The organism is Rhodoferax sp. LS1R11 (genome assembly GCF_056521395.1).
Window position 1 is genome coordinate 25,049 of the sequence record NZ_JBWMAW010000025.1, and the last position, 12,356, is coordinate 37,404.

At 60.6% G+C, this 12,356-nt stretch carries 12 protein-coding genes; 10 read left to right on the forward strand and 2 right to left on the reverse strand.

Going from position 1 to position 12,356, the window contains the following annotated elements; genetic code table 11:
• The first annotated feature begins 20 nt into the window (after positions 1 to 20).
• Positions 21 to 1,391 carry a sensor histidine kinase gene (locus tag AC097N_RS20065; RefSeq protein WP_479583853.1) on the forward strand — a complete coding sequence of 457 codons (1,371 nt, stop codon included), beginning with the start codon at positions 21 to 23 and terminating at the stop codon, positions 1,389 to 1,391.
• A gap of 1 nt (position 1,392) precedes the next feature.
• On the opposite strand, the gene AC097N_RS20070 is transcribed toward AC097N_RS20065, so the two are convergent.
• A complete protein-coding gene (locus AC097N_RS20070) occupies positions 1,393 to 3,699 on the reverse strand; it encodes a YgiQ family radical SAM protein (RefSeq protein WP_479583841.1) in 2,307 nt (768 codons plus the stop codon).
• Positions 3,700 to 3,800: 101 nt separating this feature from the next.
• Here AC097N_RS20070 and AC097N_RS20075 point away from each other — a divergent pair, with 101 nt between their 5' ends.
• On the forward strand, positions 3,801 to 4,742 hold the full coding sequence (locus tag AC097N_RS20075) for an acyltransferase (RefSeq protein WP_479583842.1): 942 nt from the start codon (positions 3,801 to 3,803) through the stop codon (positions 4,740 to 4,742).
• A 17-nt stretch (positions 4,743 to 4,759) separates the two neighbouring features.
• Here the strand turns inward: AC097N_RS20075 and AC097N_RS20080 are convergent, their stop codons facing one another.
• Positions 4,760 to 5,338: an MOSC domain-containing protein gene (locus AC097N_RS20080; RefSeq protein ID WP_479583843.1), complete on the reverse strand. Its 579-nt coding sequence runs from the start codon at positions 5,336 to 5,338 to the stop codon at positions 4,760 to 4,762.
• A gap of 76 nt (positions 5,339 to 5,414) precedes the next feature.
• Between AC097N_RS20080 and AC097N_RS20085 the strand changes: the two genes are divergently transcribed.
• From AC097N_RS20085 to AC097N_RS20120, 8 genes are all read left to right on the forward strand, one after another.
• Positions 5,415 to 6,005 (forward strand): chromate transporter, encoded by a 591-nt coding sequence (locus AC097N_RS20085; protein ID WP_479583844.1) that lies wholly within the window; start codon positions 5,415 to 5,417, stop codon positions 6,003 to 6,005.
• Positions 6,002 to 6,598: a chromate transporter gene (locus tag AC097N_RS20090; protein ID WP_479583845.1), complete on the forward strand. Its 597-nt coding sequence runs from the start codon at positions 6,002 to 6,004 to the stop codon at positions 6,596 to 6,598. The genes AC097N_RS20085 and AC097N_RS20090 overlap by 4 nt, the downstream gene beginning before the upstream one ends.
• Before the next feature lie 133 nt (positions 6,599 to 6,731).
• Complete coding sequence (uppS, locus tag AC097N_RS20095; protein WP_479583846.1) at positions 6,732 to 7,475, forward strand: polyprenyl diphosphate synthase; 744 nt, start codon at positions 6,732 to 6,734, stop codon at positions 7,473 to 7,475.
• Between the two features lie 61 nt (positions 7,476 to 7,536).
• A complete protein-coding gene (locus AC097N_RS20100; RefSeq protein ID WP_479583847.1) occupies positions 7,537 to 10,023 on the forward strand; it encodes a polysaccharide biosynthesis/export family protein in 2,487 nt (828 codons plus the stop codon).
• Between the two features lie 22 nt (positions 10,024 to 10,045).
• Positions 10,046 to 10,345 (forward strand): nucleotidyltransferase domain-containing protein, encoded by a 300-nt coding sequence (locus AC097N_RS20105; RefSeq protein ID WP_479583848.1) that lies wholly within the window; start codon positions 10,046 to 10,048, stop codon positions 10,343 to 10,345.
• 96 nt (positions 10,346 to 10,441) lie between these two features.
• Entirely contained in the window at positions 10,442 to 11,608 is a 1,167-nt protein-coding gene (locus AC097N_RS20110; protein WP_479583849.1) for a Wzz/FepE/Etk N-terminal domain-containing protein, read from the forward strand.
• Positions 11,609 to 11,620: 12 nt separating this feature from the next.
• Positions 11,621 to 12,049 (forward strand): type VII toxin-antitoxin system MntA family adenylyltransferase antitoxin, encoded by a 429-nt coding sequence (gene mntA, locus AC097N_RS20115; RefSeq protein WP_479583850.1) that lies wholly within the window; start codon positions 11,621 to 11,623, stop codon positions 12,047 to 12,049.
• A 46-nt stretch (positions 12,050 to 12,095) separates the two neighbouring features.
• Positions 12,096 to 12,356: sugar phosphate nucleotidyltransferase (locus tag AC097N_RS20120; protein WP_479583851.1), on the forward strand; the 261-nt coding region annotated here is incomplete at its 3' end.

Sequence of the window (12,356 nt, forward strand, 5' to 3'; positions counted from 1 at the left end):
ATCTCGAGATGAGTGGCGTCATGCCTCTGGACGCGGCAGCGCCCGATGCATCCAAATCGCGTGCGCGCATTACCTTGACCCTGTTCTGGCGCACCTTCTTCCTGCTCTCCCTGCTGCTGATTGGCAGCGTTCTGGCATGGCTGCAAACGCTGCGGGCGCTGGAGTTTGAGCCCCGCGCGATCCAGACCGCGCAGCAGATTGCGTCGCTCGTCAACCTGAGCCGTGCCGCACTGATTCACTCCGACGCCATTGCCCGCGTGTCCCTGATCAAAACGATGACCGAACAGGAAAGCGTGCGCATCGTGCCACGCGAACCAGGTGACACTTACGAACCTTTTGACACAGATGAGCTGGGCAAGAGAATCTCGATGGAACTGAGCGCCCGCCTGGGCCCCGGCACCATCGTGGCCAACAGCGTGAACAAGGAAGAAGGACTGTGGGTCGGTTTTGTGATTGACGGCGACAACTACTGGATGCTCACCGACAAGTCCCGCTTCAACCGCACCGCCAACAGCACCTGGGTGATCTGGTTGTTGACGGCGGCCGTGCTCTCGCTGGCCGGGGCCGCGCTGATTGCGCGCCGCCTCAACCAGCCGCTCAAAAAACTCTCATTTGCCGCCAGCCGCGTGCGCGAAGGCGACTTTGTCGCCAGCATGCTGGACGAATCGGTGGTCACCCGCGAAATTCGGGATGTGAATATCGGCTTCAACCGCATGACCCAGAAGCTGGCCGAAATCGAACAAGACCGCGCCATCATGCTGGCCGGTATTTCCCACGACCTGCGCACCCCCCTGGCCCGCCTGCGGCTGGAAACCGAGCTCAGCGTGGAAGATGCCCAGGCGCGCGAGCACATGTCGGCTGACATTGAGCAGCTTGACGCCATCATCGACAAGTTTCTGGACTACGCCCGCCCTGGCAGCGTCCACCTCAAGCCCGTGTCCTTGCGCGAGGCCGTGGGGTCTTGCCTGTACACCATTCGCAACCGCACCGACATGCAGTTCAACCTGGACCTGGCCGAAGACCTGTTGGTGCTGGCCGATGGGGTGGAACTGGGCCGCGTAATCAGCAACCTGCTGGAAAACGCGCGCCGCTACGGAAAATCAGTGGACAGCGGTATTGCAGTGATTGATATCACAGCCAAGGCGCGCGACAAGTGGGTGCTGTTCCGGGTGCGCGACCACGGCCAAGGCGTCTCGCCCGAGCAGCTGGTCAACCTGACCAAGCCTTTTTACCGGGGCAACGAGGCCCGCACCTCCGCCAAAGGGGCAGGCCTGGGGCTGGCCATTGTGGAGAAAACCATCACCCGCATGGGCGGCACCTTTGCCCTCAGCAACACACAATCGGGTGGTTTGGTCGCCAATATGAAGCTGCAGCGGGCCATGCCCGCCTGAGTTACTTGCCTTTGCGAATCACTTTGCCCGCCGGACGGCCAGAACCGTTGTCACGCGGGGGCAAACCCGTGTGCTGGGTCAACAGCTTGCCCTGCAGTGACGGCTTGGCCACGGCTGCCGTCGAGTTCTTGCGGCGCGCGCTGGTGTAATTGCCATCGGTCAGCGGCTGGAACGTGGGAATCAGGTGATGCTTGCCGTTGCCGATCAAATCAGCCCGACCCATGGTTTTCAGGGCTTCGCGCAACAGCGGCCAGTTGTTGGCATCGTGGTAGCGCAAAAAGGCCTTGTGCAGGCGGCGGCGGCGGTCACCGCGCACGATGTCCACGGTTTCGCTGTCACGCGTGATCTTGCGCAACGGGTTCTTGTTGCTGTGGTACATGGCCGTGGCCGTGGCCATGGGCGAAGGGTAGAAGGTTTGCACCTGGTCGGCGCGAAAGCTGTTTTTCTTCAGCCACACGGCCAGATTCATCATGTCTTCGTCGCTGGTGCCCGGGTGGGCGGCGATGAAGTACGGAATCAAAAACTGCTTCTTGCCCGCTTCGAGAGAGAACTTCTCAAACAGGGTCTTGAACTTGTCGTACGAGCCAATGCCCGGCTTCATCATCTTGGTGAGCGGGCCAGCTTCAGTGTGCTCCGGCGCAATCTTGAGGTAGCCCCCCACATGGTGCGTGACCAGTTCTTTCACATACTCAGGGCTCTTCACGGCCAGGTCGTAGCGCAGGCCGGAGCCAATCAGAATCTTCTTGATGCCGCGCAGCGCCCGGCCGCGGCGGTAAATCTGGATCAGCGGGCCGTGGTCGGTCGTCAGGTTCTGGCAGATGCCGGGGTAGACGCAACTCGGCTTGCGGCAGGCCGCCTCAATCTCGGGGCTGCGGCAGCCCAGGCGGTACATGTTGGCGGTGGGCCCGCCCAAATCAGAAATGGTGCCGGTGAAGCCCTTGACCTTGTCGCGGATTTCCTCAATCTCGCGGATCACCGAGTCTTCGGAGCGGCTCTGGATGATGCGGCCTTCGTGCTCGGTGATGGAGCAGAAGGTGCAGCCGCCAAAGCAGCCGCGCATGATGTTGATGGAGAACCGAATCATCTCCCATGCCGGGATCTTGGTGCTGCCGTCATGGCTGCCGTTTTCATCCGCGTACGCAGGGTGCGGGCTGCGGGCGTAGGGCAAGTCAAACACAAAGTCCATCTCGGCCGTGGTGAGCGGAATGGGCGGTGGCGTGATCCACACGTCACGCGCCGTGACGCCCTCGCCGTGCGCCTGCACCAGTGCGCGGGCGTTGCCGGGGTTGGTTTCCAGATGCAGCACACGGTTGGCGTGGGCGTAGAGCACCGGGTCGCTCTTGACCTGCTCGTAGCTGGGCAGGCGGATGACCGAACGGTCGCGCGGCGGTACTTTCAGCTTGCCTTTGCCCATGGACAAATTGGGGTTGGGCACAAAGACCAGCGGCTGGATGGCACCTGCTTCAGCGTCTTCCTTGGCGCAGGTACTGCCCTGCTCTGCGGCTTGTTCGCTGGTGGTCATGTAGGGGTTGACGTGGGCTTCCACACGGCCCAGCTCGTCCACGCTGGTCGAGTCAATCTCGAACCAGCCTTTGCCGGATTCGTCATCCGTGCGACGCACAAACGCGGTGCCGCGCACGTCGGTGATGTTCTGCACCGGCTCTTTGGCGCCCAGGCGGTGGGCAATCTCCACAATCGCGCGCTCGGCGTTGCCGTACAGCAGCAAATCGCACTTGGCGTCCACCACCACGGAGCGGCGCACTTTGTCAGACCAATAGTCGTAATGCGCAATGCGGCGCAGCGAGCCTTCGATACCGCCCAGCACAATCGGCACGTCCTTGAAGGCCTCGCGGCAGCGCTGGCTGTACACAATGGCAGCGCGGTCCGGCCGCTTGCCGCCCACGTCACCCGGGGTGTAGGCATCGTCGCTGCGGATCTTGCGGTCTGCCGTGTAGCGGTTGATCATGGAGTCCATGTTGCCCGCGGTCACGCCCCAGAACAGGTTGGGTTTGCCCAGCGCCCTGAAGGCCTCGGCGCTGGTCCAGTCCGGCTGGGCGATGATGCCGACCCGGAAACCCTGGGCTTCCAGCATGCGCCCGATCACCGCCATGCCGAAACTGGGGTGGTCCACATAGGCATCGCCCGTCACCAGCACGATGTCGCAGCTATCCCAACCCAGTTTGTCCATCTCGGCGCGGTTCATGGGCAAAAACTTGGCCGTGCCAAAGCGGGCTGCCCAGTACTTGCGGTAACTGGTCAGCGGCTTGGCAGCGCGGGCAAAAAAGGAGACGTCAACGGGGGCGTTCATGGGCAGGCACAGGTGGAGAGCAACCGGGTAGTGTAAGGTTTTACCCTTTGGAATGCTGCTTGCAAGGGTACTCATCCCCTTACCGGCGGTACAGTACGCCCATGCTAAATTTTCTGCCACCCCTGTTGGTGGGCGTCATCGCCACCGTGCTGATGACGCTCAACGCCCTGTTCTGGGTGCCGATCCTGCTGGTGTTCTCGGTGGTGAAGCTGATCATCCCGCTCCAGGCCGTGCGCCTGTTGATCGACCCGCTGCTGCTGCGCATTGCCGAGGCCTGGATTTCGGGCAACAGTGCCTGGATGCGGCTGACCCAGCGCGTCACCTGGGACGTGCAGGGCCTGGACGGCCTGAACGACCGCAGCTGGTACCTGGTGAACTGCAACCACCAGTCGTGGGTGGACATTCTGGTGCTGCAGCACCTGTTCAACCAACGCATTCCCCTGCTGAAGTTTTTCCTCAAGCAGCAGCTGATCTGGGTGCCGGTGATGGGCCTGGCCTGGTGGGCGCTGGACTTTCCATTCATGCGCCGCCACAGCGAAGAGTTTCTGAAAAAGCACCCCGAGATGCGCGGCAAAGACCAGGAAACCACGCGCAAGGCCTGTGAGAAATTTGCGCTGATTCCCACCAGCGTCATGAACTTTCTGGAAGGCACCCGGTTCACCCCGGCCAAACACCAGCGCCAGAACTCCCCTTACAAACACCTGCTCAAACCCAAGGCTGGTGGCATCGCGCTGGCGCTCAACGCCATGGGCGACAAGTTCCAGTCGATTCTGGACGTCACCATTGTTTACCCCGACGGCGCGCCGGATTTCTGGCAGTTCCTGACCGGCAAGCTCAAACGCGTCACCGTGCGCGTGTGGGCCCTGCCCGTGCCGCACCATCTGGTGCAGGGTGACTACGCTGGCGACCCGGCCGTGCGCGAGGCCTACCAAAAGTGGGTGCAACAGATGTGGCTGGAGAAGGACGCACAGATTGACGCCCTGATTTATGCATCAAATCAGCCTCTAGCCCAGGTAGAACCTACACATAAAGCTATTAAATAGATAGCACTTAAAAACACTCAGCGCAAGTGCTTGAACATCTTGGCGTTGAACGACTCGGTGATGCGCAGGCGCCGCGGGCCGGGCACCAGCTCAAATGACTCGCCCGCGCTGATCGGGCCGGGCTGGTCCACCGCCAGGTAAAAGCCGCAGTAGCCGCTTTGTGCCATGGCCTTGACCGCCCCGTTGAAGCCCATGGCCGCGTTGAACTTGTAGCAAGGCTCGCGCGGCAGCGTCACCCGCAACTCACAGTGGGCAAACTTGAGCACATCGCCCACCCACACATCCGTCTCTAGCACCCCCTGCAAGCTCAGGTTTTCACCCACCGAGCCCCAGGGCAGCGCGTCGTCAATGCCGGTCAACCCGGCCTGCGCCCGGGCCGCTTGCCAGAACGGGTAATGCTCGGACGGATAGGCATACACCGCCTTGTCCAGCCCACCATGCACCGACAAATCAGCCTGCTCGTCACCCGCCAGGCCCAACGGCATGACGGGGACCGCGCCCGCCACAGGCTGTTTGTGAATGGCCGTGAGGATGGAGCGGCCGCTGATTTGAACGCGCCGCGCCTGCGCGACCTGGATGCTGAGGAGTGTGGGCATGGGGAGTGGGCAATTGAAAATGAATGCAACAAACGTCATTCTCCACCCAAGCCCCGGGGCCCCCGATAATTGAACCATGACGAATCCCGCCAAGCCCCGCCCCGAATCCCTGCGCGACCTGTTTTGGTCCTTCACCTGGCTGGCGCTGCAAGGGTTTGGCGGCGTGCTGGCCGTGGTGCAACGCGAGCTGGTAGAAAAGAAGCAGTGGCTGACGCGGGACGAGTTTGTGGAAGACTGGGCCGTGGCCCAAATCCTGCCCGGCCCCAACGTCGTCAACCTGTCTCTCATGATTGGGGACCGCTACTTTGGGCTGCGCGGTGCGCTGGTGGCGCTGGCGGGCATGCTGGCTTTTCCGACGTTGATCGTGCTGGCGCTGGCGGCCCTCTTTGCCGGTGTAGCAGACTCACCCGGCGTGCAGGGTGCGCTGCGCGGCATGGGCGCGGTGGCCGCAGGCCTGATTGCCGCCACCGGACTCAAGCTCATTGGTGCTTTGAAGAAAAATGTGATGGGAGCCCCCGTCTGCTGGTCGATGGCAGCTATGACATTTATAGCAATCGCCATCCTGCGGGTGCCCCTGGCCTGGGTGCTTTTGAGCCTGGGTGCACTGGCCTGTGCCTGGGCCTACCGGCAACTGGGGCGGCTTCAAACCACGGCGACCCAAGCATGAGCCTCACCCTGACGGCCGCTGACTGGCTGACCCTGTTCACCCACTTCATGTCCCTGTCCTTGCTGGCCGTGGGCGGCGCCATCACCACCGCGCCCGACATGCACCGCTTTTTGGTGAACGAGCAGCACTGGTTGAGCGAGGGGCAATTCACCTCGTCCATTGCCCTGGCGCAGGCCGCACCGGGCCCCAACGTCCTGTTTGTCGCCCTGATGGGCTGGAACGTGGGCCTCAACGCCGGGGGCGGTGTGGGCGGCGGCGCAATTGCCTGGCTGCTGGCCTTGATGGGTGTTTTCATTGCCATGCTGGGCATCATGTTGCCCAGCACCACCCTCACGTTCGCGGCAGCCCGCTGGGGCCATCAAAACCGCGAACTTCGGGCGGTACGCGCCTTCAAACAGGGCATGGCCCCCATCGTCATTGCCCTGCTGATTGCCACCGGCTGGATTCTGGCGGCCAGCCACGGCAGCCCGGCCGAGCACTGGCCGTTACTCCTTGTCACTATTTTTAGTGCCCTGCTCGTATGGCGCACCAAGCTGCATTTACTGTGGTTATTAGGGGCTGGCGGGCTGCTCGGATGGATGGGTTTTGTATAAGTCTCATGTGGGGCCCTCGGGTACACTAAGCGGTTATTTCGAAGCCAGGTAGAAACCCGGCAAGATGTGTTTTGACGCTCTGAGAGGGGCTCATTTTTATTCCCACAGGTTAAGTAGCCAGAGTACGAACTTAGTGACCGCCAACCAGCCATCCACCACCCAAATCGTCCCCCAGCACATTGCCATCATCATGGATGGCAATCGTCGCTGGGCCAAACAGCGCGGTTTGCCTGCGGCTCTGGGCCACGCCAGCGGAGCCCGGCGCGTGCGCCGCGTTGTGCAAGCCTGCTCTGACCGGGGCGTGAAATTTGTCACACTCTTCGCCTTTAGCACTGAAAACTGGCAGCGCCCGGCCTCGGAGGTCTCCAGCCTCATGGGTTTGCTGGCGCTGTACCTGCAAAAAGAAATCAAAAGCATGAACGCCAAAGGCGTTCGCCTCAAAGTGGTGGGCGACACCTCCGGTTTTGACGCCCGCATTCAAGGCCTCATGCGCGACGCGCAAGAGCTGACCGCCCACAACACCAAAATCACCCTGTCGATTGCCGCCAACTATGGCGGCCGCCGGGACATCGTGCAGGCCGTCAAGTCCTGGCAGGCCGCCCACCCCGGCGAATCGGTTGAAACGCTGGACGAAACCAGCCTCAGCAACCACCTGGGCCTGACCTACGCCCCAGACCCTGACTTGCTCATCCGCACCGGCGGCGAGTCGCGCATCAGCAACTTCATGCTGTGGCAACTGGCCTACACCGAGCTTTTTTTCACTGACGTGCTGTGGCCCAGTTTTTCGGAAGACGAGCTGGACCAAGCCATTGCCTGGTACGGCCAGCGCGACCGCCGCTTTGGTGGCTCCAGCACACTGCCAGACGCCAAAGCCTGAGTTTTCGCACTTCAATTTCAGTCGGTTATTCACCAGATTTACCCAGACCATTCCCATGCCCATGTTGAAGTCCTTCTCCAAATCACCCAGCCTGCGAACGGTACTGACCGCGCTGGCCCTTGTGTGCAGCGCAAGCCTGCAGGCCCAGACGGCCACAACAAGCAGCGCAACCAACAACAACAGCATGGCGGTGCCTGTCAACCCGCAGGCCAACACCCCGTTAACCAACGCCGACCCCCGTTCGCTGTCGTTGAAACCGGCTCTGCAGATGCCTGCCAACGGGCAAGACGCCAGCAAGGTCGCCACCGACGTCACCACGCTGGATTCGTCGCGCCTTCGCCCGCCAGCTCGCCCCGCAGGCCCCAGCCAGTTTCAGCGCTTTGTGCAAGAAAGCACCGGCCGCCTGCTCCCCATTTTTGGCCGCGAGCTGTTTGATGCCCCGCAAGCCTACGCCGCAGACAGCGCCCTGCCCGCGCCGGACAACTACATCCTCGGACCGGGTGATGAAGTGCGCCTGCAGGTCTGGGGGCCGATGGACTTTGAGACCAGCCTGACCATTGACCGCAACGGCCAGGTCAACATCCCCAAAGTGGGGGTCATCACCCTGGCCGGCACCTCGGCTCGTGACCTTGAAAAAACCCTGCGCGCCCAACTGGGCAAGATTTTCACCAACTTTCAGGCCAATGCCTCTCTGGGGCGTTTGCGTGGCATCCAGGTGTATGTGGTGGGCCAGGCGCTGCAGCCAGGCACCTACCATTTGTCCAGCCTCAGCACCCTGGTCAACGCCCTGTTCGCCAGCGGCGGCCCCAACGCCAACGGCTCCATGCGCGCCATTGAACTCAAGCGCGGTGGCAAAACCATCAGCACGCTCGACTTGTACGACTTCATTGCCCGCGGCGACAAGGCGCGTGATCTGGCGCTGATGTCCGGTGACGTCATCGTGATCCCACCCGCAGGCCCGCGCATTGCCGTGACAGGCGCCTTTGACCAAGCCGCCATTTACGAGCTGAAATCCAGCGCCACCAGCGTGGGCGAGATCCTCACCCTGGGCGGCGGCGTGCCTGCCCTGGCCAAAACCCAAAAAGCGCTGCTGGAGCGCATCACCCGCGAGGCCGTGCCGCCCCGCCAGGTGCAAGAAATTGTGCTCGACGCACAAGGCCTGCGCCAGCCTCTGCGTGACGGTGACGTGTTGACCCTGCTGGACATCAGCCCCGCTTTCTCCAACGCCGTCACGCTGCAAGGCGTGGTGGCCGAACCCTTGCGCTACCGCTGGTTTGAAGGCATGCGAATTCAGGATTTGATCCCCGACCGCGAAGCCCTCATCACGGGTGACTACTACAAGCGCAAGAACCTGCTGGTGCAAAACACCGAAGCCGGCAAAGACGCCACAAATAACTTCAATAACTTCAAAGACACCGGCAACAACGCAAGAACCCCGGACAACAACGTCCGGGACATGGGCAACAGCACCCGAGACCTGAACGACAGTTCAAGGGACTTTGGCAACAACACCAAAGATCAATTCAGCTCCTCCAAAGAAGCAGGCGGCAAAGTGACTGACCGGGTCAGGAACATGGCGGACCAGATCAACTGGGAATACGCCGTGATTGAGCGCCTAGACCGCAACAAGCTCACCACCGAGCTCATCCCCTTCAACCTGGGCAAAGCCGTGTTGCTGCGCGACCCCACGCAAAACCTGCCGCTGCAGGCCGGAGACGTGGTCACCATCCTGAGCCAGAACGACCTGCGCCTGCCACAAGACCGGCTGACCCGCCTGGTGCGCGTGGAAGGCGAAGTGGCCGCCCCCGGCGTTTACCAGACCACGCCAGGTGAAACCCTGCCCCAACTGCTCACCCGCATTGGTGGATTGACCTCTCAAGCCTACGTGTTTGGCACCGAGCTCAGCCGCGAGTCCGTGCGAACGCGCCAACAGGAAAACCTGAACACCCTCACCCGCAAGCTGGAGGCGCAATTTCAGTCGCAATCCAACAGCGTGGCCGCCAACCGGGGTGCGGACGCCGCCCAGGCGCTGGCGCTGCAACAGCAGCAACAGGCCCAACTCAAAAGCCAGATCGAGCGCCTGAAGGTAGCCAAAAGCAGCGGCCGCCTGGCCCTGGAGCTTGACCCCAAAAGCCAAACCATGGCCGCCCTGCCCGCCCTGCCGCTTGAAGACGGCGACCGCATCCATATTCCGTCTGTGCCCGGCTTTGTGTCGGCGTTTGGTGCGGTCAACAACGAAAACGTGTTTATTTACAAATCCGGCAAAACCGTGGGCGACGTGCTCAAGTCCGCAGGCCTGACCGAAGAAGCCGAACCGGACCAAACCTTTGTCCTGCGGGCCGACGGCAGCATTTTGGCGCGGCGCGACCGCAGCGGCCTGTTCAGCGGTGGTTTTGAATCGGTCCAGATGATGCCCGGCGACACCGTGGTGGTGCCCGCGCAGCTTGACCGCGAAAGCAAGTACAACTTCTTCACCCGCGTGCTGAAAGACTGGACACAGATCTTTGCCAACTTTGGCCTGGGCATTGCTGCCATTCACAGCTTTTAACGCCACTCATCTTTGAGAAAACATGCGCTTAAGCACCGAACAAGTTCAAGCCATCCGTCACGCCACACAGCGGGTGCTCGGTGCTGACGCGCAAGTCAGCGTGTTTGGCTCCATGGCGCTTGACGAGCGTAAAGGCGGCGATATTGATTTGTTTTTTGAAACAGCTGCTCCGCTTCAAAACCGGGCAAAAGTACTTTGCCAACTGTACGGTGCGCTAACACTCGCATTGGGTGATCGCAAGATCGACGTGATACTAAAAGACGCCAATACACCTCCCGCCCCCATTTTTGAAATCGCCAAACGTACCGGGGTTTTGTTATGAGTCTGCGCTACGTGCCAACAATATCTTTTTCACACCGTCACGGCTATTGAAGCTGAGGCAGCAGCTGTCGGGCTGCTCAACCAAAACCAAGCATAAATGAACCAAACAATCGAAACCGCAGAAGAAGACGACGAAATCAGCTTGCTGGACCTGCTGCAAGTGGTGGCAGACAACCTGCGCCTGCTGGTGCTGGGGCCGCTGGCTGCTGGCCTGCTGGCGCTGGGCATCAGCTTTGCGATTCCCCCCACCTTCACGGCAACGACCAAGTTCATGCCCCCCCAGCAACAGCAAAGCGGTGCAGCCGCCATGCTGCAAAGCCTCGGTGCCTTGGGCGGGTTGGCGGGTGCCGCTGCGGGCGGCATTAAAAATCCGGCCGATCAATATGTGGCCTTTCTGAAAAGCCGCACGGTGCAAGACGCACTGGTCGACCGATTCAAACTCACCGAGCGTTATGAGACCAAGTTTCGTGAAGACGCCCGGAATGCGGTTGGTGCAAGCGCACAGATTGCCAGCGGTAAAGACGGCCTGATCACCATTGACGCGAGCGACAAAGACCCCCAGTTTGCCGCCCAGCTGGCCAATGCCCACGTAGAAGAACTGGGCCGCCTGATGAGCCGCCTGGCTTTGACCGAAGCCCAGCAACGCCGCCAGTTTTTTGAAAAACAGCTTGTTAACGCCAAGGACAATTTGACCAAAGCCGAACAGGCACTGAAGGCCAGTGGTGTCAACAGCAGTGCGTTGAAGGCCAGCCCTCAAGCGGCCGTAGAAGGACTGGCCAAACTCCAGGCCGCCATCACGGCGCAAGAAATCAAGCTGGCCAGCATGCGCGGCTACCTGACGGAATCGGCGCCCGACTTCAAACAGGCGCAAACAGAAATGTCAGCCTTGCGCGGTCAACTGGCACGCTCCGAAAAAGAAACGCCTGCCAATGGTGGCGACAGCGACTACATCGCCAAGTACCGCGACTTCAAGTACAACGAAACATTGTTTGAACTGTTCGCCAAGCAGTATGAAATGGCCCGCGTAGACGAAAGCCGCGAAGGCGCCATCATTCAGGTGGTGGACATTGCCCAACCCCCTGAGCGCAAGAGCAAGCCAAAAAAGGTTCAGATCGCGGTGCTGACCACGATAGCCGTCGGCTTTGCACTGCTGCTCTTCGTTTTTATTCGCCAAGCCTTGCGCGGTGTGGCCCAAACGCCTGAGTCTGCCGAAAAAGTCACCCGGCTGCGCCGTACATGGGCGAAAGCCCTTGGTCGTGCTTAAGCAGAAAACGCCATGACCGCAGCCAAACCCACACCACCAGACACATTGCAGGATATCGATGCTTTGCTACGGGATGTGTTGGCGGGCTTTCCGAGCCTGGTGCTGGCACTTGTGTTTGGCTCGGTTGCCCAGGGTCGACAGCGTGCCGACAGTGACCTGGATATTGCTGTAGCTGCCAGCCAGCCACTGACAGCTGCCGAAAAAATGGACATCATCTCCGCCCTGGCAGCGCAGACAGGTCGCCCCATCGACCTGATTGATTTGAAAGTGGTGACTGAGCCCCTGCTTGGACAAATTGTGCGGCATGGCCGCCGCTTGTTCGGCAGTGACAAGGCTTATGGACAGTTAATCAGCCACCACTTGTTTGAGCAGGCTGACTTCATGCCTTATCGCAACAGGATACTGGCAGAAAGGCGGGCGGCATGGATCGGGAAGTATTAAGAAGCAACATGACTACAAATTTAATGTGAGTGCGGAGTAACTAAAAATGAAAGCTGTAATTCTTGCCGGTGGACTCGGAACCCGAATATCCGAAGAAACATCCACCCGCCCCAAACCCATGATTGACATAGGAGGCAAGCCCATCCTTTGGCACATCATGAAGATGTACTCCCATCACGGCATCAATGATTTCATCGTGTGCTGTGGCTACAAAGGCTATGTCATCAAGGAATATTTCGCCAACTACTTCTTGCACATGTCGGATGTCACCTTCGACATGAGCAAGAACAGCATGGAAGTCCATCAA